The 26,631-nt window shown below is 69.0% G+C and carries 25 protein-coding genes; 13 read left to right on the forward strand and 12 right to left on the reverse strand.

Translation table 11 applies throughout. The features are described 5' to 3' along the window. Positions 1-12 precede the first annotated feature (12 nt). A complete protein-coding gene (locus tag MKD38_RS03195) occupies positions 13-2,736 on the reverse strand; it encodes an ABC transporter transmembrane domain-containing protein (RefSeq protein ID WP_252674612.1) in 2,724 nt (907 codons plus the stop codon). A 185-nt stretch (positions 2,737-2,921) separates the two neighbouring features. On the opposite strand from MKD38_RS03195, the gene MKD38_RS03200 reads away from it, so the two are divergent. Beyond that, positions 2,922-3,533 (forward strand): UdgX family uracil-DNA binding protein, encoded by a 612-nt coding sequence (locus MKD38_RS03200; protein ID WP_252674613.1) that lies wholly within the window; start codon positions 2,922-2,924, stop codon positions 3,531-3,533. Positions 3,534-3,548: 15 nt separating this feature from the next. Here MKD38_RS03200 and MKD38_RS03205 read toward each other — a convergent pair whose 3' ends face one another. Beyond that, positions 3,549-3,830: a hypothetical protein gene (locus tag MKD38_RS03205; RefSeq protein ID WP_252674614.1), complete on the reverse strand. Its 282-nt coding sequence runs from the start codon at positions 3,828-3,830 to the stop codon at positions 3,549-3,551. A 262-nt stretch (positions 3,831-4,092) separates the two neighbouring features. Between MKD38_RS03205 and MKD38_RS03210 the strand changes: the two genes are divergently transcribed. After that, positions 4,093-4,473: a hypothetical protein gene (locus MKD38_RS03210; protein ID WP_252674615.1), complete on the forward strand. Its 381-nt coding sequence runs from the start codon at positions 4,093-4,095 to the stop codon at positions 4,471-4,473. 13 nt (positions 4,474-4,486) lie between these two features. Here the strand turns inward: MKD38_RS03210 and MKD38_RS03215 are convergent, their stop codons facing one another. Continuing rightward, a complete protein-coding gene (locus MKD38_RS03215) occupies positions 4,487-5,428 on the reverse strand; it encodes a zinc-binding dehydrogenase (protein ID WP_252674616.1) in 942 nt (313 codons plus the stop codon). Between the two features lie 213 nt (positions 5,429-5,641). Between MKD38_RS03215 and MKD38_RS03220 the strand changes: the two genes are divergently transcribed. Continuing rightward, positions 5,642-6,655, forward strand: coding sequence for a LacI family DNA-binding transcriptional regulator (locus MKD38_RS03220; RefSeq protein WP_252674617.1), 1,014 nt, complete (start codon positions 5,642-5,644; stop codon positions 6,653-6,655). Between the two features lie 79 nt (positions 6,656-6,734). Beyond that, positions 6,735-7,679 (forward strand): LysR substrate-binding domain-containing protein, encoded by a 945-nt coding sequence (locus MKD38_RS03225; protein ID WP_252674618.1) that lies wholly within the window; start codon positions 6,735-6,737, stop codon positions 7,677-7,679. 53 nt (positions 7,680-7,732) lie between these two features. Here the strand turns inward: MKD38_RS03225 and MKD38_RS03230 are convergent, their stop codons facing one another. The 5 genes from MKD38_RS03230 to xseA all read right to left on the reverse strand — a co-directional run bounded on the left by MKD38_RS03230 (position 7,733) and on the right by xseA (position 14,253). Beyond that, the gene (locus MKD38_RS03230) at positions 7,733-9,442 is read right to left on the reverse strand and encodes an amidohydrolase (RefSeq protein ID WP_252674619.1); all 1,710 of its coding nucleotides are present in this window, start codon (positions 9,440-9,442) and stop codon (positions 7,733-7,735) included. 67 nt (positions 9,443-9,509) lie between these two features. Beyond that, positions 9,510-10,490, reverse strand: a complete 981-nt coding sequence (locus MKD38_RS03235; protein ID WP_252674620.1) for a tripartite tricarboxylate transporter substrate binding protein — start codon at positions 10,488-10,490, stop codon at positions 9,510-9,512. Between the two features lie 52 nt (positions 10,491-10,542). After that, on the reverse strand, positions 10,543-11,637 hold the full coding sequence (locus MKD38_RS03240; protein WP_252674621.1) for a porin: 1,095 nt from the start codon (positions 11,635-11,637) through the stop codon (positions 10,543-10,545). 449 nt (positions 11,638-12,086) lie between these two features. Continuing rightward, positions 12,087-12,668, reverse strand: a complete 582-nt coding sequence (gene sodB / locus MKD38_RS03245) for a superoxide dismutase [Fe] (RefSeq protein WP_012351891.1) — start codon at positions 12,666-12,668, stop codon at positions 12,087-12,089. A gap of 199 nt (positions 12,669-12,867) precedes the next feature. Further along, positions 12,868-14,253 (reverse strand): exodeoxyribonuclease VII large subunit, encoded by a 1,386-nt coding sequence (gene xseA, locus MKD38_RS03250; protein ID WP_252674622.1) that lies wholly within the window; start codon positions 14,251-14,253, stop codon positions 12,868-12,870. A gap of 1,083 nt (positions 14,254-15,336) precedes the next feature. Here xseA and MKD38_RS03255 point away from each other — a divergent pair. The 7 genes from MKD38_RS03255 (at position 15,337) to MKD38_RS03285 (ending at position 20,682) form a co-directional block, all read left to right on the forward strand. Then, positions 15,337-15,957: a MotA/TolQ/ExbB proton channel family protein gene (locus MKD38_RS03255; RefSeq protein WP_252674623.1), complete on the forward strand. Its 621-nt coding sequence runs from the start codon at positions 15,337-15,339 to the stop codon at positions 15,955-15,957. 23 nt (positions 15,958-15,980) lie between these two features. Beyond that, the gene (locus tag MKD38_RS03260; RefSeq protein WP_252674624.1) at positions 15,981-16,406 is read left to right on the forward strand and encodes an ExbD/TolR family protein; all 426 of its coding nucleotides are present in this window, start codon (positions 15,981-15,983) and stop codon (positions 16,404-16,406) included. Positions 16,407-16,560: 154 nt separating this feature from the next. After that, positions 16,561-17,664: a tetraacyldisaccharide 4'-kinase gene (lpxK, locus tag MKD38_RS03265; protein WP_252674625.1), complete on the forward strand. Its 1,104-nt coding sequence runs from the start codon at positions 16,561-16,563 to the stop codon at positions 17,662-17,664. After that, positions 17,645-17,848, forward strand: coding sequence for a Trm112 family protein (locus MKD38_RS03270; RefSeq protein WP_012351886.1), 204 nt, complete (start codon positions 17,645-17,647; stop codon positions 17,846-17,848). The genes lpxK and MKD38_RS03270 overlap by 20 nt, the downstream gene beginning before the upstream one ends. Positions 17,849-17,859: 11 nt before the next feature. Next, a complete protein-coding gene (kdsB, locus tag MKD38_RS03275) occupies positions 17,860-18,669 on the forward strand; it encodes a 3-deoxy-manno-octulosonate cytidylyltransferase (RefSeq protein WP_252674626.1) in 810 nt (269 codons plus the stop codon). Between the two features lie 389 nt (positions 18,670-19,058). Then, on the forward strand, positions 19,059-19,724 hold the full coding sequence (adk, locus tag MKD38_RS03280) for an adenylate kinase (RefSeq protein WP_018008913.1): 666 nt from the start codon (positions 19,059-19,061) through the stop codon (positions 19,722-19,724). Between the two features lie 199 nt (positions 19,725-19,923). Continuing rightward, a complete protein-coding gene (locus MKD38_RS03285; protein ID WP_252674627.1) occupies positions 19,924-20,682 on the forward strand; it encodes a 3-hydroxyacyl-CoA dehydrogenase in 759 nt (252 codons plus the stop codon). Between the two features lie 21 nt (positions 20,683-20,703). Here MKD38_RS03285 and MKD38_RS03290 read toward each other — a convergent pair whose 3' ends face one another. After that, positions 20,704-21,513 carry a helix-turn-helix transcriptional regulator gene (locus MKD38_RS03290; protein ID WP_252674628.1) on the reverse strand — a complete coding sequence of 270 codons (810 nt, stop codon included), beginning with the start codon at positions 21,511-21,513 and terminating at the stop codon, positions 20,704-20,706. 160 nt (positions 21,514-21,673) lie between these two features. On the opposite strand from MKD38_RS03290, the gene MKD38_RS03295 reads away from it, so the two are divergent. Continuing rightward, positions 21,674-22,453, forward strand: a complete 780-nt coding sequence (locus tag MKD38_RS03295; RefSeq protein ID WP_252674629.1) for a class I SAM-dependent methyltransferase — start codon at positions 21,674-21,676, stop codon at positions 22,451-22,453. A gap of 15 nt (positions 22,454-22,468) precedes the next feature. Here the strand turns inward: MKD38_RS03295 and MKD38_RS03300 are convergent, their stop codons facing one another. Next, positions 22,469-23,386: a LysR family transcriptional regulator gene (locus tag MKD38_RS03300; protein WP_252674630.1), complete on the reverse strand. Its 918-nt coding sequence runs from the start codon at positions 23,384-23,386 to the stop codon at positions 22,469-22,471. 104 nt (positions 23,387-23,490) lie between these two features. Here MKD38_RS03300 and MKD38_RS03305 point away from each other — a divergent pair, with 104 nt between their 5' ends. Then, positions 23,491-24,516 (forward strand): bile acid:sodium symporter family protein, encoded by a 1,026-nt coding sequence (locus tag MKD38_RS03305; RefSeq protein WP_111518559.1) that lies wholly within the window; start codon positions 23,491-23,493, stop codon positions 24,514-24,516. Between the two features lie 78 nt (positions 24,517-24,594). On the opposite strand, the gene MKD38_RS03310 is transcribed toward MKD38_RS03305, so the two are convergent. Continuing rightward, positions 24,595-26,109 (reverse strand): N-acetylmuramoyl-L-alanine amidase, encoded by a 1,515-nt coding sequence (locus MKD38_RS03310; protein ID WP_252674631.1) that lies wholly within the window; start codon positions 26,107-26,109, stop codon positions 24,595-24,597. Then, positions 26,103-26,615: a tRNA (adenosine(37)-N6)-threonylcarbamoyltransferase complex ATPase subunit type 1 TsaE gene (gene tsaE / locus MKD38_RS03315; RefSeq protein WP_252674632.1), complete on the reverse strand. Its 513-nt coding sequence runs from the start codon at positions 26,613-26,615 to the stop codon at positions 26,103-26,105. Before tsaE ends, MKD38_RS03310 begins: the two co-directional genes overlap by 7 nt. Between the last annotated feature and the right edge of the window lie 16 nt (positions 26,616-26,631).

Here is a 26,631-nt window from a genome sequence, read left to right on the forward strand (position 1 = left end):
GGCGCGACCGCGCTACGCTTGCTGCGCGTCCTGCGCGGAGCGCACCGCCAGCGAACGGATCGCCGCCACCAGCTCGCCCACCCGCACCGGCTTGGACAGGTGCAGCTGGAACCCCGCCATCAGCGCGCGCATGCGGTCCTGCGGCTCGGCGTGCCCGGACAGCGCGATCGCGGTCATGCGCTTGCCCAGCGGCACCTGCATCTGCGCCTCGAGCCGTCGCACCCGGCGCAGCACGGTGTAGCCGTCTTCCTCGTCGAGCGCGAGGTCGCACAGCAGCACCTGCGGCCATTGCCCCGGATGCGTGCCCGCCAGCAGCGCGATCACGTCGTCGCCGCGCTGCTGCGCGATGGCATGGGCGCCGTAGTCTTCCAGCGAGGCGCTCAGCACCTCGCGCGTGGGCTCGTCGTCGTCCAGCAGCAGCACGCGCAGGCCCTTGAGCGCCTGCGCATCGGGCGCTTCGGGCGCCTCGGGCACGGGCCCGGCGCCTGGCGCGGCGCCCGCAGCGGCAGCCGGCGCGCGGCGCGGCTCCGGCTCCTGTACGGCGCGCATCGGCATCAGCAGCTGGTAGGCATGCGCGGGCCCGTCGGCAGTCAGCGTGACGCCGTGCTCGGCCAGCCATTCATGCAGGCCCTGCACATCCGGCAGCGGCAGTTCGCCCGGCGTGGCGGACAGCCGCAGGCCGGCCTGGCCGTCCAGCCGCTCGAGCCGCAGTTCCAGCCGCCCGCCCGGCTCGATGGTGGCAATCATGTGCTGGCACAGTTCCCAGATCGCCTTCTGCAGCACGCCCGGATCGCCGGTGACGCGCAACTCCGATTCGCTCTGCACCGTGAACAGGTTGAGATGGCGCTCGGCGATCAGCTCGCGCAGCCCGTCGACCACGCTGGCCAGCAGGATTTCCAGGCGCACCGGCTGCAGCGCCAGGCGCCGTTCGGCCCGCTCCAGCTCGCGCTGCTGCTGCTGCAACTGCCACATCTGGGTGTAGATGCCGCCGCGCTCGAGCAGCGTGGCATGGTTGCCGTCTTCAATGATGCGGCCGTGCTCCATCACCAGGATGCGGTCGGCATCGACGATGGTGGAGAGCCGGTGCGCGATGATCAGCGCGGTGCGCCCGCGCGCGACTGCGGACAGCTCCTGCTGGATCGCGCGCTCGGAGCGCGTGTCCAGCGCCGAGGTGGCCTCGTCGAAGACCACGATGGGCGGGCGCTTGAGCATCGCGCGCGCAATCGCCACGCGCTGGCGCTCGCCGCCCGACAGGCGCACGCCACGCTCGCCCACCTGGGTTTCGTAGCCGTCGGGCAGGCGGTCGATGAAGGCGTCGAGCTGCGCCGCGCGCGCCGCGGCGACGATGTCGGCGCGGGTGGCGCCTTCGCGGCCGTAGCCGATGTTGTAGCCGATGGTGTCGTTGAACAGGATGGTGTCCTGCGGCACGATGCCGATCAGTTCGCGCAGGCTGCGCTGGGTCACCAGGCGCAGGTCCTGGCCGTCGATGCTGATGCTGCCGCTGTCGGGCTGGTACAGCCGGAACAGCAGCCGCGCCAGCGTCGACTTGCCCGAGCCGCTGCCGCCCACCACCGCCACGGTCTGGCCGGCGCCGGCGCGGAAGCTGACGTCCCACAAGGTCTGGTGGCTAGGGTCATAGCTGAAGTTGACGCGGTCGAACACGATCTCGCCGCGGCTCACGCGCAGCGGGCGCGCGGCCGGCGCGTCGCGGTCCTCGCCGGGCTTGCCGTGCGCGTCGAGCAGCGCGAACAGCCGCTCGACGTTGGTCATGGCGTCGTTCGACTCGCGGAAGATAAAGCCCAGCGTGTTGAGCGGCAGCACCACCTGGATGATGTAGGCATTGATCAGCACCAGGTCGCCCACCGACAGCGAGCCCTGGATCACCCGTTGCGTGGCCAGCAGCATCACCGCGCCGACCCCCACCGCGATGCACAGGCTCTGCCCGATATGCAGCGCCGACAGCGCATACTGGTTTTCCACGCTGATGCCGATCCAGCGCTGCAGCATCTCGGACAAGCGCCGGGTCTCGAAGGACTCGCGCGCGAAGAACTTGACGGTGTCGTAGTTGAGCAGGCTGTCCACCACCTTGCTGTTGGTGGTGGCCTCGACCGCATTGACCTGGCGCTGCACGCGCATGCGCCGCTGCGTGAAGACATAGGTAAAGCCGGCGTACAGCACGAACACGCCCAGGATGATGGCGGCGAAGGCCGCGCCATAGGCGCCGATCATGATGGCCAGCACCGACACGATCTCCATCAGCGTCGGCACGATGGTGAAGACCGCCACGCCCAGCAGGAAACCGATCGCCGCGGTGCCCTTCTCGAGGTCACGGATCACGCTGCCGGTGGCCCGTTGCGCATGGAAGCGCGCGCCCAGCGCATGCAGGTGCGCGAAGGCCCGTTCCATGAAGCCCGCCACCGTGCTCTGCGTGACGTAGGCAAAGACCACGTCGCGCAGCTCGCTGAAGGCATTGCCGAGCAACCGCAGGATGGCATAGGCCAGCACCAGGAACACCGGCATTGCCACCAGCCCCAGGCGCGCGGCATCGGTACCGGCCGCGGCCGGCGTAACCTCGTCGACCACCAGCTTGAGCATCAGCGGCACCGCCACGGCACAGGCCTTGGCAAGCAGCAGCAGCGACACCGCGACCAGCACGCGGGCACGGAAGCGCCAGATCGCGCGGAACAGTTCAGCAGCGATGCGGCGGCGGGAGGCGGGACGGATGGTCTGGGGCATGCGCGCGGTTCAGGCGTCGTTCGGTGCCGCAAGGCAAGGCGCACGGGCGCGTGGCCGGCGCGCGGTCATGGGAGAAAGCAAGGGGAGAAGGCAAGTTCCATACCGATCGCAACGCGGCGCCATGGCGCGAAACCTGCAGCGGATCCGCTGCAGCGCCCGTGCGCGCTGCGCCACTGTCATCCGTCATGCCCGAGCGCAACAAGCCGCCTGTCAGCCGCGGCGAACTGAACGAATGCCGGCGCTGCCCGTTGTGGCGCAACGCCACCCAGGGCGTGCCCGGCGCCGGCGCGGCCCACGCGCGCATCATGCTGGTAGGAGAGCAGCCCGGTTCGCAGGAAGACCTGCAAGGCTCGCCCTTCGTCGGACCGGCCGGGCACTTGCTGGATGAAGCGCTGCAGGCCGCTGGCCTGGACCGCGACAAACTCTTCATGACCAACGCGGTCAAGCATTTCAAGTTCGAGTGGCGCGGCAAGCGCCGGCTGCACAAATCGCCGGCGCAGCAGGAGATCGAAGCCTGCAACCTGTGGCTGGAGCGGGAGTTGGAGAAAGTGCACCCGACGGTGGTGGTCGCGCTCGGCGCCACCGCGGCGCGCGCGGTGCTGGGCCGCAAGACCGTGACGCTGGCGGGCATGATGGAGACGCCGGTCGAGCATGAGGGGCGGCTGGTCATCGCCACCTACCACCCCTCGTTTGCCCTGCGCCAGCGCAGCGACGAGGCGCGGGCCGCGGCGTTCGACCGCATCGTGCGCAGCCTGCGGGCCGCCGCGCGCCTGGCGCGCGGCGCGAAGCCGGGCTGACCGGTCAGGACCGGCTTACGGTCGGCGGCGGGTCGGCGGCGCGTCGGGATCGCGGCTGCCGGGATCGTGCAGGTCACGCGCGCCGACGCCCGGCGGCATCTCGCCCTTGCCCGCCTTGTCCGGCTTGCGCGCCGGTTGATCGTCCTTGCGGTGTGATGCCGCATGCTCCCACTCGGCGCGGGCGCGCTCGCGCGAGCGCTGGTTGTCCGCGGCGTTTTCCTTCAGTTCACGGTCATCCAGGCCCTGGCGCCGGTCCAGCGCGGGATCGTTCGACGTATCGTGCTTGCTGTGCTTCATGACGCCTCCGCTGAGATGGGCCGCAATCGCGGGCCAGCGCTGAAGTGCGCGCAACTTCCGTTCCCGGGGCACTGGCCCCGGCCGCTGCCCGCGCCTGCTGGCACTGCATCGCCCGTCGCCGCCGCGTCCTTGTAACAACCGCCGGCGCTTGTAGAAAGTGCGCTGCGCCGGTGCGCCGCCCGGCCCCGCGCGGCAGCACGCGAGATGGCCCGGCAAATGCTTTTGCCGTACCAGCATGGCAGCGTTTGACAGGAGAACCCAGATGCAATCCACCATCCCCCGCGCCGCGGCCGTCGCGCTGCTGTGCGCGCTCGCCGGCGGCACCCTGGCGCAGCCCGAGACCGGCGTGCGCACCGACAAGGGCCCCAAGGGCAGCCAGACCATACCGCCGCCGGGCGCCAGCGTGGCGCCGGCAAGCACGCCGGGCGCAACCCCTACCAACCCCGGCGGCCTCGCCAAGGATCTCGGCGACGTGCCCAAGGAGCCGCACACCGCGGGCGGCCTGCCCGGCCGCGACAAGCCCAAGCCCGCGTCAGAAAGCGCCGGCAAGGCCGACCGCGATGGCCTGCACGGCAAGCCGCGCACGGGCAGCGGCGGGGCCTCGATCGACCAGACCCGCGTGCCGGACGCCAAGGGGCGCTGATCCGGACGCGACTTCAGGGCACCAGCACGAAGCGCTGGCGCGCGCCCCGGGCCTGCGCCGCCCACACGCGCCCGACCGCTTCCAGCGGCTCGGCGACGATATCGATCTCCATGCGCCCGGCGGCGGTATGCCGGCACAGTTCGGCGTAGGCCTGTGCCTGCGCCGCGATGGGGGCATGGTAGTAGGCGAAGCCCATGATGTCGAAGCACGTCTGGCGCGCGGCGGCGCCGGCAAAGGTGATGGTCGGCGCGACCGTGGTGCCGATATGGACCAGCCGCCCGCCGTGGCCGAGCGCCAGCAGCGCGGCTTCGGCAGGCGCGCCGCACAGGTAGTCCAGCACGATATCGACGCTGCCGTCGGCCGCATTGCGGTAGGCGTCGAGCAGGTCGCCGGGCTGGTCAAGCGGCACCACCGCATCGGCGCCCAGCCTTCGCGCACGCTCCAGCGCGCGCACGTCGCGCCCGGCGGCGATGACGCGGCCGGCGCCGAGCAGCTTGGCCGCGGCCACCGCCAGCAGACCCGAAATGCCGGTCGCGCCGAGCACCAGCACGGTCTCGCCCGGCTGCATGCGCGCGCGCCACGACAGCGGCAGCCATGCCGCCAGGCCGGCGTTGCCCAGCGCGGCTGCGCGGGCGTCGTCGATGCCGTCCGGCACCGGGAAGGTCAGCGCCGGGTCGACCAGCGCGCGCTGCGCCATCGAGCCGTACGGCGCGTGCGGCGCGTTGACGTTGAAGTAGACGCGCCGGCCATCGGAGAGGCGCCCTACGCCCTCGCGCCCCACCACGAAGCGGCCCGCGCCCGGCTTGAGGTAGTGGCGGCCTTCGGCAATGGCCATGTCCAGCCGCGTCAGCGCAGACGCGGCAACCTTGACCACCACCTTGCCGGGCTCGGCGACCGGGTCGTCGAACTCCTGGTACACCGGCGCCTGGCCGGCGAGCGATACCGCTGCTTTCATCTCTGTCTCTCCTTTTGCTGGCCTGGGCCGGCTGCGGCTTGGCATCGCCGCCCGGGCAGATTACAATGCAATCGATTGCACGACAAGCGCAAAGCCTGGTGACATCCGGGCCGATTGTAGGAATCGCCGCGGCCTTGCGTCCAATCCACTTTTTGCCGGTATCCCGATAACCAGGCGGTATGGCGCGCCGTCTGCCACACGTAGCACTTAGCGATGAGCAAGCCCACCATCAAGCAGATTGCCGAAGCACTCGACGTGCATCCGTCGACCGTATCGCGCGTGCTGAACCCGCAGACCCGCCACCGCATCGGCGACGAACTGGTGGCGCGCGTGCTGAAGGCGGCGCAGGACCTGCACTACTCGCCCAACCGCATCGCCGCGGCGCTGCGCACGCGGCGCTCCGGCACCATCGGCGTGGTGGTGCCGGACATCGGCAGCCCGGTGTTTCCGCCGATCGTGCTCGGCATCGAGAACGCACTGTCGCGGCACCGCTATATCCCGATCGTCGCCAATGCCGGCGGCGACAAGACGCGCCAGACCTTTATCGTCGACCAGTTGCTGGCGCGGCAGGTCGACGGCCTGATCCTCGCCACCGCCGAGCGCAACGACCCGGTGGTCGACCATTGCCTGGCGCAGGGCGTGCCGCTGGTGATGGTCAATCGCAGCGACGATGCCGGGCGCGTGTCCAGCATTGTCGGCGACCACCGCCAGGCGATGGCGCTCGCCGTCGGCCACCTGCACGCGCTGGGCCATCGGCGCATCGGCCATGTGGCCGGACCGACCAATCTCTCGACCGGCCACGAGCGCGAAGCGGGCTTCCTGCAGGCGGTGGCGGAGCTGGGTATGGCCGCCTCGCACTGCCCGGTGGTGCGCGCGCCGGCCTACACGGAAGCGGCCGGCCAGGCCGCGTGCGCGCAACTGCTGGCGCAGCGCCGGCGCGTCACCGCGGTGGTGGCCGCCAATGATTTCCTGGCGCTGGGGTGCTATGCGGCCGTCAACGCCTCGGGCGGCAGCTGCCCCTCGAACCTGTCGGTGGTCGGGCACAACGACATGCTGCTGATGCATGCGGTGGCCCCGGCGCTGACCACCATCCGCGTGCCGTTCTACGAGATGGGCACGCGCGCCGCCGCGTTGATGCTGGGCGCGCTGGACGGCAGCATCACCACCACTGCGCGGACCCTGCTGGCACCGGAACTGGTGGTGCGGGATTCGACCCGGCCGCTGTAACGCTGGCGCTCGCAAGGGCGCCGTTTTTTTCGACAATTTGTGCAATCGATTGCACAAATCCGGCCAGTAGAGCTACGCCATGGATCTCCGACAGCTTCGCTACTTCAAGGTGCTGGCCACGCTGCAGCACTTCGGCCGCGCCTCGGCAGCGCTGCATATCGCGCAGCCTGCGCTCAGCCGCCAGATCCGGCTGCTCGAGGAAGAACTGGGCGTGCGCCTGCTGGAGCGCCACGTGCGCGGCGCCACGCCCACGCCGGAGGGCCTGGTGCTGCTGGACCGCGCCTCCTTCCTGCTGCGCTACGCCGACCAGGTCAAAGTGGACATCGCCGACCTCGCCGCGTCGCCGCGCGGGCTGGTTGCGGTGGGGCTGACGCCGGCGCTGGCGCCGCTACTGTTCATCCCGCTGGCCGAAACGCTGCGCGAGCAGTATCCGGAGATCCGCCTGCGCCTGGTGGAGAATTTCGCTCCCGCGCTGCAGGATGCGCTGCTGCAAGGCACGCTCGACGTCGCGCTGCTGAGCGGGCCGGTGTCGAGCTCCGGGGTCTCGGCGGTGCCGCTGGTGGCGGAGAGCCTGTGCGCGATCGGCCCGCGGGGTGATGCCGCGCTGGGTGATGGGCCGGTGGAGATCGAACAGCTGCAGGGCCTCCCATTGATCCTGACCGGCGTGCCGAAGTCAGGCGTGCGGCTGGCGCTGGAAGCGCTGGCGGCGCGCCAGGGCCTGGAGCTGCAGGTCACGATGGAGGTGGAATCGATCGAGGTAGCCCGGCGACTGGTAGCGCGCGGGTTCGGCTGGACCGTGCATTTCGCCGCGGCGATCCGGGACGAACTGGAGGCCGGACACCTGCAGGCCGTGCCGGTGCAAGGGCTCGAACTGCATCGGCTGATCGGCTATGCCGCGGCACGGCCGCCGTCGCGGGCGACGCTGGCTGTGATGGAAACGCTGAGGCGGGTGGCGACGGAGTTGGCGGTGGCTGGGAGCTGGCCGAATTGCAGGGTGCTGGGGGAGATCGGGGGTGGTTCTTAGTGGGCGTTGGCGCGGTTAAGCACGTCTTCCCTTCCGCGGAGCTTTCGCTGCTCCTATCGCTCCTTGCGCGCAGCAAAACCCCCATCGCCATGCACCACCCTGCCACCCACCATCGTCAGCACCGAACGGATGCGGTGGATGTCTTCAACCGGGACGGTCAGGTAGGGCCGGTCCAGCACCGCCAGATCGGCCAGCTTGCCCGCCTCCAGCGTGCCGCGCGAAGCCTCATCGAACGAAATCCACGCCGCGTTGGCGGTATAGAGCCGTAACGCCTCCAGCCGCGACAGCCGGAACTCATCCTTGCGCCGGACTTCCCGGCCGATCGAATAGCCCCCGACATGGAACTCCAGCGCACGCCAGACGCCCGGGATACCGATGCGCGTGGCATCCGTGCCCCCTGCCACTTTCAGCCCGTGCTGCAGGGCCAGCCGCACCGGCGGCGCGGCCTCGGCCACATGATGGCCATTGGCGTGGCCGATGGCGCCGGCCTCGAAGTACGGCCCCATCTGCACCGTGTAGGCCAGCCCTAGCGCCTTCATGCGGCGGAAGGTCTCGGGCTTGCCGGTGTTCAGGTGGGCCATGGCCCAGCGCAGCTTGCCCAGGTCGTGGTGTTTTGCCACTTCCTCGAACACGTCGAGGATGGCGTTGGCGGCATCGTCGGTATAGGCGTGTATCTCCACCGGATAGCCGCGGCTGGCGGCAAAGGTGGCAACCTTCAGCAGCTCCTCGCGGTCCTTTGCCGACGGCTGGAATCCGGGCCCCATCTTCACGCCGTCGTCCATGCCGAACACCAGCATTTCGCCCGGTCCCAGGAAACGCAGCTTGCCGTCGCCCATGCGCGGCGGCAGGTAGGCCAGCGTGTTGCGGAACCACTCGGCCTCGTTGCCCGCGACCAGGGTCGGAATGCGATAGCCCACCCGCAGCGACAGCCGGTCTTCGCGCCACAGTGCGAACAGCGGATCGTACGCGGCGCCTGGCCCGGCAGTCGGGTCGATCAGCGCGGTAACACCGAGGCTGTTGAGCCGGCCGAAGAAGGCCTGCAGGCTGGCCTTGGCATCCACCTGGCTCTGCGCCAGGATGCGGCCGAACAGTGCCGACAGCGGCCGGATCGCGCCGAACACACGGCCGGTGAGGCGGCCTTCGCGGTCGCGTTCCATGCGGATGCCGGGTGGCAACGCATCGGGCTGGTCGAGGCGCAGCGCCTCGATCGCCCGCGCGTTGACCAGCGCGTAGTCGTACAGGTACTGCACGTAGGCCGGATTGTCAGGCAGCAACGCCGTCAGCTCGGCCGGCGTCGGCGCGCGTTTCTCGGTGAACTGGTCGGGGTGCCACGAGCCGGTCACGGCCACCCATTTGCCGGGGCCGCGCGCCAGCGCGGTCTTGCGCAGCTGTTCCAGGCCCGCAGCCAGGCTCGTGGTTTCGCCTTCGTACCAGTAGGTCTCGAAGGCATAGCTCTGGCCGCCGCGAATGGCGTGGATATGGGTGTCGATCAGGCCCGGAATCACCGTGCGCCCGCCCAGGTCGATGACCTCGGTGGCCGGGCCGGCCAGGCGGCGGATCTGCGGGTTGCCGCCGACCGCGACGATGCGCTCGCCGCGGATGGCGATGGCCTGCGCCACCGTATCGGTAGCGTCCATGGTGAGCACCGTGCCGTTCACGAGGATCCGGTCCGCGTGCGCGGCGGCCTGCGCCTGTGCCCCACAGGCAGCCATCAGGCTAGCTGCCGCCACGGCATGCGCGAGCGTACGTGCAATGCAACCCATACCTGTGTTCCGTGTGTCAGAAGAAGCGGCGCCCGACTCGCGCCGGGCGCCGGCACTGCATGCAGCGTTACTGGCCCGGCTGCGCGCCCGAGCGCTTGACGATGGGCTCGAGCTTGGCGATGTCGGCGGCAATCAGCTTGTCGAACGCGGCCGGCGTCGACGGCTTGGCCTCGGCGCCTTGCGCGATCAGCTTGTCGCGCGTCGCCGGCGCACCCAGCGCCTGCTGCATCGCCGTGTTCAGGCGCGCCACGATCTCCTTGGGCGTGCCCGCCGGCGCCAGCACGCCGAACCAGGCATCGAACACATAGCCCGGCACGCCCGCCTCGGCGATGGTGGGCACGTCAGGCAGCGACGGCACGCGCGCCGCCGTGGCCACGCCCAGGATGCGCAGCTTGCCGTCCTTGACGAACTGCAGCGCGGTGATCGACGGGGCGAAGAACATGTCGACGCGTCCGCTCATCACATCGGTGATGGCCGCCGGGGCGCCCTTGTACGGGATATGCCGGGTCTGCACGCCCGCGCTCACGTTGAACAGCTCGCCGCTCAGGTGCGAAGAGCTGCCGCTGCCCGCCGAGCTGTAGGTCACCGAGTCAGGCCTGGCGCGCGCCGCGGCCAGCAGGTCCTTGAGTGTGCGGTACGGGCTGGAGGCGCTGACCACCAGCAGGTAGGGCATGGTCGCCACGGTCGAGATGCCCTTCAGGTCGCGCGTGGTGTCGTACGGCAGCTTCGGATAGAGCGTGGGATTGACCGCATGGCCGGCGGAGGTCAGCAGCAGCGTGTAGCCGTCAGCGGGCGCCTTGGCCACCACCGCGGTGCCGATGGTGCCGCCGGCGCCGGGCCGGTTGTCGACGACGATCTGCATGTTCGACGAGGCGCTCATCTCGGCGCTGACGATGCGCGCCAGCAGGTCGGTGGCGCTGCCGGCGGCAAACGGCACTACCATCCGGATCGGCTTGTCGGGATAGCTGTCGGCGCGCGCCGCGCCGTGCAGCAGCGGCAAGGACAAGGCGGCGGCCAGCGTGGCGCACAGCATGTGGCGGAATCTCATGTGGGGTCTCCTGGATCGTCGGTGTCTTGGTAATGGCCCGGGCGAAGCGCCCTCAGAACACGTGGCGCATGCCCAGCGCAAAGGTCTGCGGATCGGCGCCGGCGGAGATGCCGAGCTCGTTGATGGCAAAGTCGTAGGTGGCGTTCTTCTTGTTGAAGATGCGGCTGTAGAAGCCGAATACCGAGGTGCGCTTGGACAGCGGGTATTCGTAGCCGACGGTGGCCTGCACGGCGCCGGTGTCCGGACCGCTGCGGAAGAAGCCGACGGTCTCGGTGGCGTTGCCGCGGCCATTGCCGGCGTAGCCGACGCCGGCGCGCAGGCTGCCGGTCCACAGCTTCTGCACCACCGAGGCGTAGTACGCATCGCGCTTCAGGTCGCCGGTGGCGGTGCGGTAGTGCAGCCGCTCGTAGATCACGGAAACCCTGGTGGTCGGGAACTGGTACGACAGGCCGATCTTCATGCCTTCGTCGTCGCGGCCCGCGGTCTGGTAGTTGTTGTGGCGCTCGTAGGCCAGCACCACGTTCAGCGGGCCGTTGTCATAGGCCCCGGCGAACGACCACAGGCTCGGGTTGCGCGGCACCGTGGTGCGCTCTTCATTGACGCCCCAGGTTACGCCGCCGCTGAAGCCGTTCCATTTCGGGCTGCGGTAGTGCAGGCTGTTCTTCTGTCGGCGGTCGAAGGCACTGGTGTCCTGGACGTTGTCGGAGGTCGGGGTCGAGCCGTTGCCGATCAGCGCCATATAGCCGGCCGTGGTCGGATAGAACGGATCGTAGGACGACGTGGCTTCGAGGTAGGGCGTGGTCCAGTTGCCCATGAAAAAGCTGCCGGCCGACCCGGCCAACCCGACGCGGGTATTGCGGCTGGCCAGTTGCCCGCTGCCCGTATCCAAAGAGATATTGCTTTCGATCTGCCAGATCGCCTTCAGACTGCCATACAGCGCCTCTTCGCCACGCATGCCGAACACCGAGCGGTTGTTGGTAAGGCGGCCGGTGCCGCCCAGCCTGGTGCCATCGGATGCCGTCGATGCGTCGGAATACTCCATCGACGTATTCAGCCGGCCATACAGCGTGACGTGGTTCTGCGCCGAAGCGACGGTGCAGCAGGCCGCGAGCGCCGCAAAGGTGGCGCCCGCAAGGGGGTTCTTCATGTTGTCTCCAGTGTCGGTCTTGCGCCTGTCCGAATCGATACGGGGATGCCTGCCCCGCCCCGTGCACGAAATCGCGGGCAGCAGCAACCCCTGCCCGGACTACGGCATCAGCAATGTCTGGATTCTTGATTGCGCTATCTCATGCGGCGGATGTACGCGGCGATGCAGCGTGAGGGGATTCTAGAAATCGGGTATCGCAGCGTCCATTCGCATTTTCTTTTGGTCACCATATCGATTTGTTATCGTGAAGGCGGACCACGCTGGCATGGACATTCGCAGCTTAGGGCGCAGGTGCGGGACCCGGTAGTGGGCGGTGGTGTGTCGCTGTGTTCCAGCCATGGGACGGCGTGAACACAGGAAGTGCTGAGTGTGCGGGACTACGGAGTGGGGGCAACAAAAAAGGGCCTGGCGGCCCTTTTTTGTTTGCTGCGGTCTGGACGATGCGTGGATCAGCCAGCGAAGTTCTTGCCGGCGAAGTCCCAGTTCACGACGTTCCAGAATGCCTCGACGTACTTCGGGCGGGCATTGCGGTAGTCGATGTAGTAGGCGTGCTCCCACACGTCGCAGGTCAGCAGCGGCTTGGCGTCGGTGGTCAGCGGCGTGGCGGCGTTGGAGGTGGACACCAGGTCCAGCGAGCCGTCGGCCTTCTTGACCAGCCAGGCCCAGCCCGAACCGAAGGTGCCGACGGCAACCTTGGTGAACTCTTCCTTGAACTTGTCGAACGAGCCCCACTTGGCGTTGATGGCATCGGCCAGTGCGCCGGTCGGCTGGCCGCCGCCGTTGGGCTTCAGCGAATCCCAGTAGAAGGTGTGGTTCCACACCTGGGCGGCGTTGTTGAAGATGCCGCCCGACGACTTCTTGACGATCTCTTCCAGGGTCGCGTTTTCGAACTCGGTGCCCTTGATGAGGTTGTTCAGGTTGGTGACGTAGGTCTGGTGGTGCTTGTCATGATGGAACTCCAGCGTCTCCTTGGAGATGTGCGGAGCCAGGGCATCATGCGCGTACGGAAGCGGGGGGAGCTTGTGTTCCATTGTTCTGTCTCTGTGGGTTGGGGTTGTGGGTCCGGAATTGCCGATTGTAGGGGACTTGCAAGACCCACGCAAACCGCGGCGCAAAGCCCCCTGCTCCGATGTTAGTTTGTCCGCGCGCGGCTTTCCGGGAGATTTCGGCGCGGCCTTTCGGGCCTGTGCCGCACGCGCATGGGAGGCGTTCCCGGCGCCGCGCGGCGGCTCAGAATTCCGGCAGCTTGGCCTGCACGCCGGCAATCGCCAGGTCGGCCACGCCTTCGGCCAGATGCGCTTCGACCACGCTGCCGGCGCGGATCTCGGCGGGAGCGCGCAGCGCGCGTCCGCGCTGGTCGAGCAGCACCGCATAACCGCGTTCAAGCGTGCGCTGCGGCGCCAGCAGCTCGAGCGCGCCGGCGCTGCGCGCCAGGCGCTGGCCGGCGCGCTCGTGCTGGCGCAGCGCGGCGGCCTGCAGCCGCTGCCACAGGCGCGTCGCGTCGGCGTGGGCCGCGGCGGCGTCGGGGCGGCATGCGCGCCAGCGCATCGCCAGCAACTGGTGGCGATGGCGCTGCGACACCACGGTGTCACGCAATGCCGACCGCAAATGTCGCGCCAGATTGTCGACCTGCGCGCGGCGCTCCTGCAGCTGCGCCTGCGGGCTGCGCACGCGCCGCGCCAGCCAGTCGAGGTGCTGCGCGCGCAGGTCGAGCCCGCGGCGCAGGCATTGCCTGAGCGCGTCGCGCGCGCGCGCGGTCTGCGCGAGCAGGTGCGCGCGATCCGGGCTGACCAGCTCGGCCGCGCCGGTGGGGGTTGGCGCGCGCACGTCGGCGACGAAATCGGCGATGGTGAAATCGGTCTCGTGGCCGACGCCGGAGACCACCGGCAGCGTGCAGCGCGCGATCGCCTGCGCCACCACCTCTTCATTGAACGACCACAGGTCTTCGATGCTGCCGCCGCCGCGGCACAGGATCAGCACATCGCATTCGGCGCGCGCGGCCGCCATGTCGAGCATGTCCGCGATCTTCTGCGCCGCACCCGCGCCCTGCACCGGTACCGGATAGACCACCACCGGCACATGCGGCGCGCGCCGCCGCAGCGTGCTCAGCACATCGCGCAGCGCCGCGGCCTGCAGCGACGTGACCACGCCGATGGTGCGCGGCTGCGCCGGCACCGCGCGCTTGCGCTCGGGCGCGAACAGCCCGGCCTGCGACAGCTTTTCCTTGAGCCGCAGGAAAGCTTCATACAGATTGCCGAGGCCGGCGCGGCGCATGGCCTCGACCCCCAGCTGCAGCTCGCCGCGCGCCTCGTACATCGAGACCACGGCGCGCACTTCGACCGCTTCGCCCTCGCGCGGCTGGAAGTCGACATGCTGGTTGCGTCCGCGGAACATCACGCAGCGGATCTGCGCGCGCGCGTCCTTCAGCGAGAAATACCAATGGCCGCTGGCGGCGCGCGTGAAGTTCGAGATTTCGCCCCGTACCCAGGCGAGCGGAAAACTGCGCTCGAGCACGCGCGCGATCGCGTGGTTGAGTTCGCCGACGGAGATCACCTCGCGGCCGCTGCGTGGCGTGGTGGCGGAAGGGTCACGCGAAAAATTAGGCAAGTCAGACATGGGGCAGCCGCGGTCAAGCGACGAAGATCAGACATGTCCACAGCATAACTGCAATGTCAAGGGGGTAGCGCTGATGGGCGAGCGCTCCCCTGAAAGGCGCATGGATTCGTGCAAGCCTTTGATTCTTATGCGGTTTATGAGCGCAACAAAAATTAGGCAATATAACCATTTCTCTTTTGCATCAACCACTTACATGCCGGGCCAAGGGCTTGTTCACAAAGTTATCCACAGCTTCTCTGGATAGAATGCGGCTTAAAAAGCATTTTTTCAGGCCGCGTGGCGGGTAGCGCGCTTATCGGATGCGCCAAGCGCCTCGATCTGCTCCCTGCCTACAGCCGCCCGCCGACAGCGCCGTCTCGGAACGCTTCTGCTGCATTTGCACATTTTCTCGGCAATACCAATAAAGCCCTTGTTTTTCAAAGCCTTGGATATCTTCTCCCGGATATATCCACAAGCCATCCACAGTCCTCTCCCTCGCCGCTGTGGACAAACCCCGTTTTTTACCCCGCCAGGCCGCTGCGGCGCCGGGCCACAGAGAATAGGCCTGCCTGCCTGTTTTTTAAGCAATGGATGGGACTGCCTTTGGAATCAATGGCTTATGAAAACTCTCAGGTACCTTTCCACAAGCCCTCCACAGTACTGTCCCGCTGCTTTGTGGAAAGTCGTGGCGAAAGGTGCGCTTGCGCACAGAAGCGGGGCCTGAAACCGTGGCAGCCGTCGCTGCCGCACGTGCCGGATGCGCCGCAGCCGCTGCGGAGCGCTGTTGCACAAAATTTAAGCAGCACCGGCTTTGCCCTTTCCGATCAATGAGTTAGCCATCTTGTCCGGCGGCTTTCCACAATCGATCCACAACACTGTCCCTGCCGGCTGTGGAAAGCGGCCGCCAGCGCGGCAAGGACACGACGCGCGCCGGAGACAGGCGCGCATCGTCCCTTGCCGCGCGTCAGGCCGCGGGTTAGAGTGGCGCCTGTTTTTTCAGAGCAATGCCGGAGCGCGCAGCAAGGCATCATGCCCACGCGCCTCAAGGCATGCCGGTTGGTGGTTTGGGGTTTCGTTATTCGGTTGTCGATCCCGGGGGTCCAATTGTTTTCCATCATTCAAGCGGCCGGCTGGCCGATCTGGCCGCTGTTGCTCGCCTCGGTCATCGCGCTGGCGCTGATCGTCGAACGCTTCCTGTCCCTCAAGCGCAGCAAGGTCCTGCCGGCGAAGCTCTATGAAGAGGCGCTGGCGGCCGCGCAGCAGCGCCGCGCCACGCCGGAAGTGGTCAACACGCTGGAACAGAATTCACCGCTGGGCCGCGTGCTGGCAGCCGGACTGCGCCACGTGGTGCTGCAGCCGCATACCTCGCGCGACGCCGCCAAGGACGTGATCGAGGAAGCCGGCCGCGTGGTCGCGCACGAGCTCGAGCGCTACCTGAACGCGCTCGGCACGATCGCCTCGGTGGCGCCGCTGATGGGGCTGCTGGGCACGGTGATCGGCATGATCGAGATCTTCGGCAGCCAGGGCGGCACCGGCACCAGCCCCGAGCAGCTGGCGCACGGCATCTCGGTGGCGCTGTACAACACCGCCTTCGGCCTGATCGTGGCGATCCCGGCGCTGATCTCCTGGCGCTACTTCCGCCGCCGCGTCGACGACTATGTGGCCGAGCTGGAATTCCGCGCCACCTCGTTCCTCGACGCCATCCTGCCGCAGCGCCGCGCCTGAGCGCAGCACGCACCCCGAACGCCATGCACTTCCGTTCCCGCCAGCGGCGCGAAGAGCCCGAGATCAACCTGATCCCGCTGATCGACGTGCTGCTCGTGATCCTGATCTTCCTGATGATCACGACCACGTACTCGCGCTTTACCGAGCTGCAGATCCAGCTGCCCACCGCCGACGCCGAGCGCGCGCGCCAGCAGCCGCAGGAAATCGTGGTGTCGGTGTCCGCGCGCGGGGTCTACTCGGTCAACAAGCAGGTGATGGAGCATAAGGACGTCACCAGCCTGGCCGACCAGCTCCGCACCGTCGCGGGTGCCGGTGGCCAGCCGCCGGTGCTGATCGTCAATGCCGACGCCCAGGCCACGCACCAGGCCGTGGTCAACGTGATGGAGGCCGCGCGGCTGGCCGGGCTGTCGCGCCTGACCTTCGCCACGCAGAGCGCGCAGCCGCGCTGAGCCCCAGGGCCGGCCTGCGCGCCAGCGTGCGCCGGCGGCCGGCGGCCTTGCTCCATGCGCACGCCAATGCCCATAATGGTTGGGTCGCCCGAGGGGCGTAGCCGCGAGCGCACTACAATCGCATCCCGACCATCGACTCTCGCCCGCCGCGTCCATGCCCGTTCCCCGCCATGCCCTTGCCGACTTCGTGACCGCCCAGTGGCAACGCCGCGGCTGGTTCGCGTGGCTCATGCTGCCGTTCTCGCTGCTGTTCGGCCTGGTCGCGCGGGTGCGCCGCCATGGCTACCAGCGCGGCTGGTTCAAGTCGACGCGGCTGCCGATGCCGGTGGTGGTGGTGGGCAACGTCACTGTCGGCGGCACCGGCAAGACCCCCGCGGTGATCGCGCTGGCGCATGCGCTGACCGAGGCCGGGCTGCGGCCCGGCGTGGTCTCGCGCGGTTACGGCGTGCAGCTGAAGCACCCGCGCCGGGTCAAGCCGACCTCGCAAGCCGGCGACGTCGGCGACGAACCGCTGCTGATCGCGCGCGCCACCGATGTGCCGGTCTGGGTCTACCCCGACCGCGCGCTGTGCGCGCAGGCCATGCTGGTGTCGCATCCCGGCATCAACGTGCTGCTGCTCGACGACGGCCTGCAGCACTACAAGCTGCAGCGCGACTTCGAGATCGTGATGTTCGACGCGCGCATGGGCGGCAACGGCCTGATGCTGCCCGCCGGCCCGCTGCGCGAGCCGCTCTCGCGCCCGCGCGACGCCACCCTGATCAACGACCCCAACTACCGCGCCACGCCGGACCGCCCGGGCGTGTACGGCATGCGCCTGGAGCTCGATGACGCCTGGCAGCTTGCCGACCCCACCATGGCGCGGCCGCTCAGCGCCTTTGCCGGACGGCGCGTGCTGGCGGCGGCCGGCATCGGCAACCCCGAGCGCTTCTTCGCCAGCCTGCGCGGCGCCGGCCTGGCGCCGAAGACACTGCCGCTGCCGGACCACTATGACTTCGTGGTCGACCCGTTCGTCGACCATCCCGATGCGCTCGACGCCGACGTGATCCTGATCACCGAGAAGGATGCCGTAAAATGCGAGCGCTTCGACGACCCGCGCATCTGGGTCGTGCCCACCAGGCCCGTGATCGACGCGGGCCTGATCGACAAAATCCGCCGCGCCGTGCAGGCGCAAATCCAACCCGCGCCGACCGCGCCGGCCGCCGCAAGCGGCGCCGCCGGGCGCAACGAGGAACACCGAGATGGACAACCGGCTGCTTGAAATCCTGGTCTGCCCGCTTTGCAAGGGCAAGCTGGAATACGACCGCGCCGCGCAGGAGCTGATCTGCCACGCCGACAAGCTGGCCTACCCGATCCGCGACGGCATCCCCGTGATGCTGGCCGACGAGGCCCGCCAGTCGGTGCCGGGCCGCGTGATCGAGCCGGACGCGCCGGCGGGCAACTGAGCAGCGCGGCCATGACCCTGCCTGCGTTTACCGTCGTCATTCCCGCACGGCTGGCTTCGACCCGCCTGCCCGACAAGCCCCTGGCCGATATCGGCGGGCGCCCGATGGTGGTGCGCGTGGCCGAGCGCGCGCATGCGTCGTCGGCGCAGCGCACCGTGGTCGCCACCGACGCGCCCGCGGTGGCGCAGGCCTGCGCCGCGCACGGCATCGAAGCCGTGCTGACCCGCGCCGACCACCCCTCCGGCACCGACCGCCTGTCCGAAGTTGCCGCGCAACTGGGCCTGGCCGATGACGCCATCGTCGTCAACGTGCAGGGCGACGAGCCACTGATCGAGCCGGCGCTGATCGACGAAGTGGCGCTGCACCTGGCGCACCACGCCGATTGCGCCATTGCCACCGCGGCCCATCCGCTGCACGACAGCGCCGAAGTGTTCAATCCCAACGTGGTCAAGGTGGTGTGCGACGCCGCCGGCCGCGCGCTGTATTTCTCGCGCGCGCCGATTCCGTGGGCGCGCGACGCATGGTCCGGCGTGCCGGCCATGCCCGCCGCGTCGGCCCGGGTGCCGCTGCCGGACATGCCGGTGCTGCGCCATATCGGGCTGTATGCCTATCGCGCCGGCTTCCTGCGCCGCTTCCCGACGCTGGCGGCAGCGCCGCTGGAGCAGGCCGAGGCGCTGGAGCAACTGCGCGCAATGTGGCACGGCGAGCGCATCGCCGTGATGCAGACCGCCGGCGCGCCCGCGCCCGGCGTCGACACCCAGGCCGACCTCGAGCGGGTGCGCGCGCTGTGGGCGCAGTCGATGGCCCAGGAAGGGCCCTGACCGGCATCCCCCAGCCATCGCCGCCGGCGCGGGCGGCGCCCGCCCGCTCAGGTCGATTCTGCTGCAACCGAACCGGGGGGCCGATTTCGGGCCGAATCCCCGCTGCCTCATGGCATAATGCTTGCCGATACAGAGCCGCCCCGCTGGCGCGAGCAATCGCGCCGCCGGCCAAGGCTCGGTGGGGAGATAAAGATAGAGCCCGTCCGGTGCGCCGCGCCGCCATCCCCCTGGCAGCCGCCGCCGGCCGTACGCGTGGGTACGCCTGAGCCGTGCCCGCGCTGAACGCAGTCAGCGCGCACCGGGACCGCAGTCAGTCTCGCGTCAAGTTACGGCGTTACCCTCCTTCTGATCTCCTGCCATACCGGATTAAAAACTCTGAGGACCCGTAAATGCGTTTGATCCTGTTGGGCGCGCCTGGCGCCGGCAAAGGCACGCAAGCCAAGTTCATCTGCGAGAAGTTCGGCATTCCGCAAATCTCCACCGGCGACATGCTGCGCGCCGCGGTGAAGGCCGGCACGCCGCTGGGCGTGGAAGCCAAGAAGGTCATGGACGCGGGCGGACTGGTGTCGGACGACATCATCATCGGCCTGGTGAAGGACCGCCTGAAGCAGGACGACTGCAAGAGCGGCTACCTGTTCGACGGCTTCCCGCGCACCATCCCGCAGGCCGAGGCGATGAAGGACGCGGGCGTGGCGATCGACTACGTGCTCGAGATCGACGTGCCGTTCGACGCCATCATCGAACGCATGAGCGGGCGCCGCGTGCACGTGGCATCGGGCCGCACCTACCACCTCAAGTACAACCCGCCCAAGGCCGAGGGCGTCGACGACGAGACCGGCGAGCCGCTGATCCAGCGCGACGACGACAAGGAAGAAACCGTCAAGAAGCGCCTCGACGTCTACTCGCAGCAGACCCGTCCGCTGGTCGACTACTACTCGGCATGGGCCGCCAACGGCGACGCCGCGGCCAAGGTGGCACCGCCGAAGTACCGCAAGATCCTGGGCGTCGGCAACGTCGACGAAATCACGGCGCGGGTGTTCGAGGCGCTGAAGTAAGTGCCTCGCTGGTGCAGACAGCCATGAAAAAAGCGGCCGCCCGGCCGCTTTTTTTTTTGCCAATGCACCGCGTCGCTAATCGGCGCTTAGGCACCGCTACCCCTCGATTTCTTCGCCTGGCCCCCCTTGCACATCGGCCCTGCCTCCGTACAATGCTTAACGTTTACGTAAACGGAAACCATACCGAGGAGACAGCATCGTGGAAATCAAGGACAACGTCTTCATCATTACCGGCGGCGCCTCCGGGCTTGGCGCCGGCACCGCCCGGCTGCTCGCCGAAGCCGGCGCCAGGGTTGTCATTGCCGACCTGAACGAGGCCGCCGGGCAGGCGCTGGCAGGCGAGACCGGCGGCCGCTTCGTGCGCTGCGACGTCACCTCGGAAGGCGATGGCCAGGCCGTGGTCGCGGCGGCGCAGTCGCTTGGCCGCCTTGCCGGCCTGGTCAACTGCGCCGGCATTGCCACCGCCAACAAGACGGTCGGCAAGAATGGTCCGCATCCGCTCGATGCCTTCGACAAGACCATCCGCATCAACCTGATCGGCACCTTCAACATGATCCGCCTGGCCGCCGCGGCGATGGTGCAGAACGCCCCCGACAGCGAAGGCGAGCGCGGCGTGATCATCAATACCGCCTCGGTGGCGGCCTTCGACGGCCAGATCGGGCAGGCCGCCTATGCCGCGTCCAAGGGCGGCGTGGTCGGCATGACGCTGGCGATCGCGCGCGACCTGGCGCGCGACGGCGTGCGCTGCATGACCATCGCCCCGGGGCTGTTCGAGACCCCGATGCTGCTGGGCATGCCGCAGGAGGTGCAGGACGCGCTGGGCAAGATGGTGCCGTTCCCGTCGCGGCTGGGCCGGCCCGCCGAATATGCGAAGCTGGCGCGCTCGATCATCGAGAATCCCATGCTCAACGGCGAAGTGATCCGCCTGGACGGCGCGATCCGGATGCAGCCCAAGTAAGTAGCCCTGGCTGCTGCCCGCTCAGCCGGGCAGCAGCATCACCAGCATCAGCCCCGGCGCCGCCGCCGGCACCAGCGTCAGCTGCTCGAACTGCAACGCGCCCTGGCGCGGATGACGAAAGCCGCGGCGCCCGCCCTCGCGTTCTTCCACGTCCTGCGACAGCCAGGCGGCGCGGAAGTCGGCGCTTTCCGCCATCAATCCCTCGATCAATGCCCGCGTCGGCGCCGCATCGGCGTGGCGGATGCTGTGCGCGCGGAATTCGGCCACCAGCCGTGCGGCGCGATGGGGCCAGTCTTGCACCAGTGCCTGCAGCGCCGGCGACAGGAACATCGCGCGCAGCAGGTTGCGCTCGGTGGCGGCGGCCTCGAGCCAGCCGATGAACAGGTCCGCGGCGGCGGCGTTCCAGGCCAGCGCGGTCCATTGGCGGTCGAGCAGATACGCCGGTCCGTCGATGGCATGCACGCTGGCCAGCACCGCGGGCGGCACCGGCTCGCCGGCGGCGTGTTGCGGATCGCGCCGGCCGGCCAGCTCGAACAGGTAGGCGCGCTCGGCGCGCGACAGCCGCAGCGCCACAGCCAGGCTGGCCAGCGCGCGCGCCGACAGCGCCACCGGCCGGCCCTGCTCCAGCCATGTCACCCAGGTTGTGCTCAGCCCTGCCAGGTGTGCGACTTCCTCGCGGCGCAGGCCGGGCGTGCGGCGGCGCTGCCCGGGCGCCAGGCCCACGTCCGCCGGCGCCAGGCGTTCGCGGTGCGCGCGCAGGAAGGCGCCGAGCACGGCTTCGCGCGAGGCTGGCGAGGATGGCGGATCGGCAGGCGGGGCGAGTGGCGGCATGGCAGGCTGGTGGCGCTTATACCAGGATAAAGCGGTGACTTGTACCGGGAAAACGGCCCGCCTACAGTATGTCGAAGCCGCCTCGCGGGCAAGTCCCCTCGCCGACAACAACAGCGCCCGCCCGACCTCGCTCGGCCGCGGCTTAAAGGAGCCCAGCACCATGCAGCAACAGGAACTCGTCGCCGCCCAGTTCGGCGCCACCGCCAGCGCCTATCTCACCAGCGCGGTCCACGCCAGCGGCGCGGACCTGCAGCAACTGAAGGACGAACTGGCCGCGCTGATTCCCGCGGCCAACCGCGCGCGCAGCCGCGTGCTCGACCTGGGCTGCGGCGCCGGCCATGCCAGCTTTGCCGCCGCAGCGGTGGCGGGCGAGGTGACCGCTTACGATCTGTCGGCCGACATGCTGGCGGTGGTCGAGGCCGCGGCGCGCGAGCGCGGGCTGGCCAATGTGCGCACCCGCCAGGGCGCGGCCGAGCAACTGCCGTTCGACGATGCCAGCTTCTGCGCCGTGGTGTCGCGCATGAGCGCGCACCACTGGCGCGACGTGCCGGCCGCGCTGGCCGAGATCCGCCGCGTGCTCAAGCCCGGCGGCAAGGTGGTGATGATCGACATCGCCGGCACGCCGGACCCGCTGCGCGATACCTGGCTGCAATCGGTCGAACTGCTGCGCGACCCTTCGCACGTGCGCGACTACACCCCGGCGGGCTGGCGCGCGATGTTCGAAGCCGCCGGCTTTGCCGCGGAAGCGATTGCCGTCTCCGCAACCTGGCGCATCGGCATCGAGTTCGACAGCTGGGTGCAGCGCATGCGCACGCCGACGGTGGCGGTGGCCGCAATCCAGCACCTGTGGCAGGTGGCGCCCGCGGAAGTGCGCGAGCACTATCGCGTGCAGGACGACGGCAGCTTCGAGCTGGAAGCGGTGATGCTCACCGCGCGCTGACAGGAGCAAGCCCACTCAGGCCGCGGCGCTGATCGTTGGCGCCTCGGCCCGCACGGTCAGGCGCCGCACCAGTTCCCACACCGCCGCCGCGGCCGGCGACAAGGAGCGGTCCTCGCGCCGCACCATGACGATGCTGCGTTCCTCGCACGGCACCAGCGGGCGCCACACCAGCGGCGACGCCGCCGGCAGGGGCAGCGAGAACGACGGCAGCACCGACGCGCCGATGCCGGCCTCGACCATGCCGAACACGCTGGCCGAATGGCCCAGTTCCTGCACCACCTGCGGCACCACGCCATGGCGGCCGAACACGCGGTCGATCAGCGGCCGGCTGCCCGAGGCAAAGTCCAGCAGCACCAGCCGCATCCCATGCAGCGCCGACCACGGCACCGATTCCGCCTGCGCCAGCGGATGGTCGCGCCGGCAAACGAAGCAGAACGGGTCAGTTGCGACCGGCTCCACCAGCAGCCCATCGCGCACCAGCGGGTCGATCAGCACGCCGAAGTCCACCGCGCCGGCGCGGACCTGCTCCAGCCCGTCGGCCTGGACGTTGTCGCGCACGGTCAGGCGGATCTCGGGATATTGCGCGGCGCAGGCGGCCACGTAGAGCGGCATCAGCCGGGCGGAGATGGTCGGCGCGCCGGCTATCACTACGCGACCGCGATAGCGCTCACCTAGCTGCCGCGTTTCTTCGAGGGTGTCGTCCAGTTGCCCGAGCAGCCGCTCCAGCGCCGGCGCCAGCGCATGGCCGGCCTCGGTCAGCACCACTTCGCGCGTGGTGCGGTCCAGCAGGCGCACGCCGAGCGCGTCTTCCAGCTCGGCAACGCCGCGGCTGACTGCCGGCTGGGTCAGTCCGACCGCGTCCGCGGCCCGGCTGAATCCGCCACTGCTGGCCACGGCCAGGAACACGCGCAACTGGCGCAATGTGTAATTCATGCAACAAATGGATAAATAGATTCTATAAATGAATTTGCATTCTAGACCCGGCTAGCGTCCAATACTAGGCAAAACCCTAACATCGCAAGATTTCACCCGCAGTCATGTCCCGTATCGTCCGCAATCTCAAAAAGCTCTATGACCTGATCGACGGCTTTGTGCTCGTCATGCTGACCGCCATCGCCATCGCGCTGGCCGCGCCCGAACTCGGCACCGGCGACGGCCCGCTGCAACTCGGCGTGGTCACCAGCCTGGGCGTGGCGCTGGTGTTCTTCCTGCACGGCGCGGCGCTGTCGCGCGACAAGCTGGTGGCCGGCGCCAAGCACTGGCGCCTGCATGTGTTCGTGCAGGTCTTCACCTATGTGGTGTTCCCGGTGGTGGGCGCGCTGCTGATGCTGTCGCTGCGCAATACGCTGCCGGCCGACCTGCTGCTGGGGGTGTTCTTCCTGTGCGCGCTGCCGTCCACGGTGTCGTCGTCGGTGGCCATGACCTCGATGGCGCGCGGCAATGTCTCGGGCGCGATCTTCAACGCCACCATCTCGGGCCTGATCGGCATGCTGGTGACGCCGCTGCTGATGGGGCTGGTGATCAGCGCCAGCGGCGCCTCGATGCCGCTGGGCAAGGCGCTGACCGGCGTGGCGTTGCAACTGCTGCTGCCGTTCGCGCTGGGGCAGTTGCTGCGCCCGCTGATCGGCAGCTGGCTGGCCAAGAAGAAGCACATCACCAACAAGATCGACCGCGGCGTGATCGTGCTGATCGTCTACTCGTCGTTCTGCGACGCCACCGCCGAAGGCCTGTGGCACCAGTACCAGTGGCAGACCATCGGCGCGGTGATGGGCATCGCCGCGGTGCTGCTGTTCGTGGTGCTGGGCTTCACCACGCTGACCGCGCGCCGCCTGGGCTTTTCGGTGGAGGACGAGATCACCGCGGTGTTCTGCGGCTCGAAGAAGAGCCTGGCCAACGGCATCCCGATGGCCAAGATCCTGTTTGCCGGTCATCCGGCGCTGGGCCTGCTGGTGCTGCCGCTGATGGTCTATCACCAGCTGCAGCTGATCGTCTGCTCGGTGATCGCGTCGCGCTATGCCAACCGCGATGCGTTGCTGGAGGACCAGGCCACGGCACGGGCCTGAAGCACGCGCCCATGAAAAAAACCGGACATGCCCTGGGGCATGTCCGGTTTTTTCTGTGCCCGCCGCCTGCGCGGCGGATCAGACCGACGGATTCTTCGACAGCGGCGGATTGCGCGCGAAGTACGAGCGGATGCCTTTCAGGATGGCATTGGCCAGCTGTTCCTGGTGCGCGTTGTCGTTGAGCTTGCGCTCCTCTTCCGGATTGCTGATGAAGGCGGTCTCGATCAGGATCGACGGGATGTCCGGCGCCTTCAGCACCGCAAACCCGGCCTGTTCGACACGGGCCTTGTGCAGCTTGTTGATGCCGCCGATCTCGCCCAGCACCGCCTTGCCCACCAGCAGGCTGTCGTTGATCTGCGCGGTGGTCGACAGGTCCAGCAGCACGCGCGCCACCTGCGCATCCTTGTTGCCCATGTTGGCGCCGCCGATCAGGTCGGAGGCGTTTTCCTTGTTGGCCAGCCAGCGCGCCGCGGTACTGGACGCGCCGCGCTCGGACAGCGCGAACACCGACGCGCCGCGCGCCTCGGGCGACAGGAAGGCATCGGCGTGGATCGACACGAACAGGTCGGCCTGCACCCGGCGCGCCTTCTGCACGCGCACGTTCAGCGGCACGAAGAAATCGGCGTCGCGCGTCATCATCGCGCGCATATTGGGCTGGGCATCGATCTTGGCGCGCAGCCGGTGCGCGATCTGCAGCACCACGTCCTTCTCGCGCGAGCCGGCCGCCCCGATCGCGCCCGGGTCTTCGCCGCCATGGCCGGGGTCGATCGCCACGGTCAGCAGGCGGCGCATCTTGAATGGACGCTCGGCGGTGGGATTGTCGCGCGCCACCGGCGGCACCACGGGCGCATTCGGGGCCGGCACCGGCGGCACCGGTGCCGTGGACGGTGTCGAGGGCCGTGGCCGGGCCGCGGCCACCGGCGGCGGCGCGGTGGTGGGCGGCACCTCGCCCTTCTCGTCGAAGCGGCGCACCAGCGCGCCAATGGCATCTTCCTCGGCGCCGGCCGGGGCGCCGGCGATGCCTTCCGCGCCCGGCGCCGGGTCGGAGGTGGCAAAGCGGCGCTGCTTTTCCTCGGTGTCGCGCACCAGCTTCCACAGCGGGTCGGGCGGGTTGACCGGGTACAGGTCGAACACCAGCCGGTTGCGGTAGCTGCCGATGGGCGCCAGCGTGAACACCTGCGGCGCCACGTTTTCCTTCAGGTCGAACACCATGCGGACCACGCGCGGGCGGTTCTGGCCGACGCGCACGGTCTGGATATACGGGTCGTTCGGGGTGATCTTGGCCACCAGCTCGCGCAGCGTGGGCGACAGGTCGAGGCCGTCGATGTCCACCACCAGCCGGTCGGGGTCGCGGATCATCTGGTGCGCCGCGGCCAGCGGCGTATCGGATTCGATGGTGACGCGGGTGTAGTCCTCGGCCGGCCACACGCGCACCGCGACGATGCCGGCGCCGAACGCGATCTGCGGACCGGCCAGCGTCAGCACGGCGGTGCCGGCGCCCAGCTTCAGCGCCTGCGCCATCCATTTGCGGCGCGCCTGCAGCAGGCCGTCGGGTCCATCGGGGCGGTCGGTGGCAAGTCGCTTGATCAGCATGCGTTCAGCAAGGTAAGTCCAGTGGGAGTATAGGCGCGCAGCGTCGCGATCCGCCGCTCGCCGGCGTCATCGGCGCCGGCCATGTCCGATTGGAGCAACACGTGCAGGTCGGGTTCCCCCAGCAGGCGCCCGGCCTTTTCCGGCCACTCGACCAGATTGAAGGCCGGTTCGGCGAAGCAGTCGCGAAAACCCGCGTCGAGCCACTCTTCGGGATCGGCAAAGCGGTACAGATCGAAGTGGTAGACCGTCAGCGGCGAGCCGTCGGCGCGCGCGACATCATAGGGCTCGCACAGCGTATAGGTGGGGCTGCGGACCTTGCCCGCATGACCCAGCGCGCGCAGCACGGCGCGCGACAGCGTGGTCTTGCCGGCGCCCAGGTCGCCGGACAGCTGCACGTGCACCGTGCGCGGCGGCATCGCCTGCACGGCGGCGGCCAGCGCGGCGCCCAGGCGCGCGGTGGCGGCTTCGTCGGGCAGCGTCAGGGTGCGTTGTTCGAGCAAGGGCATTGCGTACAATTCAGGA

Source organism: Cupriavidus sp. WGlv3, assembly GCF_023952475.1.
Classification (GTDB): Bacteria; Pseudomonadota; Gammaproteobacteria; order Burkholderiales; family Burkholderiaceae; genus Cupriavidus; species Cupriavidus phytorum.

What these genes read in the sequence shown, in the direction of transcription:
- MKD38_RS03210 (WP_252674615.1), top strand. Translation starts at nt 4,093, where the DNA reads ATGCAATCCACCATCCCCCGCGCCGCGGCCGTCGCGCTGCTGTGCGCG.
- adk (WP_018008913.1), top strand. Translation starts at nt 19,059, where the DNA reads ATGCGTTTGATCCTGTTGGGCGCGCCTGGCGCCGGCAAAGGCACGCAA.
- MKD38_RS03230 (WP_252674619.1), bottom strand. Translation starts at nt 9,442, where the DNA reads ATGGGTTGCATTGCACGTACGCTCGCGCATGCCGTGGCGGCAGCTAGC.
- MKD38_RS03225 (WP_252674618.1), top strand. Translation starts at nt 6,735, where the DNA reads ATGGATCTCCGACAGCTTCGCTACTTCAAGGTGCTGGCCACGCTGCAG.
- MKD38_RS03270 (WP_012351886.1), top strand. Translation starts at nt 17,645, where the DNA reads ATGGACAACCGGCTGCTTGAAATCCTGGTCTGCCCGCTTTGCAAGGGC.
- MKD38_RS03205 (WP_252674614.1), bottom strand. Translation starts at nt 3,830, where the DNA reads ATGAAGCACAGCAAGCACGATACGTCGAACGATCCCGCGCTGGACCGG.
- MKD38_RS03240 (WP_252674621.1), bottom strand. Translation starts at nt 11,637, where the DNA reads ATGAAGAACCCCCTTGCGGGCGCCACCTTTGCGGCGCTCGCGGCCTGC.
- MKD38_RS03295 (WP_252674629.1), top strand. Translation starts at nt 21,674, where the DNA reads ATGCAGCAACAGGAACTCGTCGCCGCCCAGTTCGGCGCCACCGCCAGC.
- lpxK (WP_252674625.1), top strand. Translation starts at nt 16,561, where the DNA reads ATGCCCGTTCCCCGCCATGCCCTTGCCGACTTCGTGACCGCCCAGTGG.
- MKD38_RS03220 (WP_252674617.1), top strand. Translation starts at nt 5,642, where the DNA reads ATGAGCAAGCCCACCATCAAGCAGATTGCCGAAGCACTCGACGTGCAT.
- xseA (WP_252674622.1), bottom strand. Translation starts at nt 14,253, where the DNA reads ATGTCTGACTTGCCTAATTTTTCGCGTGACCCTTCCGCCACCACGCCA.
- MKD38_RS03260 (WP_252674624.1), top strand. Translation starts at nt 15,981, where the DNA reads ATGCACTTCCGTTCCCGCCAGCGGCGCGAAGAGCCCGAGATCAACCTG.
- MKD38_RS03310 (WP_252674631.1), bottom strand. Translation starts at nt 26,109, where the DNA reads ATGCTGATCAAGCGACTTGCCACCGACCGCCCCGATGGACCCGACGGC.
- MKD38_RS03195 (WP_252674612.1), bottom strand. Translation starts at nt 2,736, where the DNA reads ATGCCCCAGACCATCCGTCCCGCCTCCCGCCGCCGCATCGCTGCTGAA.
- kdsB (WP_252674626.1), top strand. Translation starts at nt 17,860, where the DNA reads ATGACCCTGCCTGCGTTTACCGTCGTCATTCCCGCACGGCTGGCTTCG.
- MKD38_RS03305 (WP_111518559.1), top strand. Translation starts at nt 23,491, where the DNA reads ATGTCCCGTATCGTCCGCAATCTCAAAAAGCTCTATGACCTGATCGAC.
- MKD38_RS03215 (WP_252674616.1), bottom strand. Translation starts at nt 5,428, where the DNA reads ATGAAAGCAGCGGTATCGCTCGCCGGCCAGGCGCCGGTGTACCAGGAG.
- tsaE (WP_252674632.1), bottom strand. Translation starts at nt 26,615, where the DNA reads ATGCCCTTGCTCGAACAACGCACCCTGACGCTGCCCGACGAAGCCGCC.
- MKD38_RS03235 (WP_252674620.1), bottom strand. Translation starts at nt 10,490, where the DNA reads ATGAGATTCCGCCACATGCTGTGCGCCACGCTGGCCGCCGCCTTGTCC.
- MKD38_RS03200 (WP_252674613.1), top strand. Translation starts at nt 2,922, where the DNA reads ATGCCCGAGCGCAACAAGCCGCCTGTCAGCCGCGGCGAACTGAACGAA.
- MKD38_RS03300 (WP_252674630.1), bottom strand. Translation starts at nt 23,386, where the DNA reads ATGAATTACACATTGCGCCAGTTGCGCGTGTTCCTGGCCGTGGCCAGC.
- MKD38_RS03290 (WP_252674628.1), bottom strand. Translation starts at nt 21,513, where the DNA reads ATGCCGCCACTCGCCCCGCCTGCCGATCCGCCATCCTCGCCAGCCTCG.
- sodB (WP_012351891.1), bottom strand. Translation starts at nt 12,668, where the DNA reads ATGGAACACAAGCTCCCCCCGCTTCCGTACGCGCATGATGCCCTGGCT.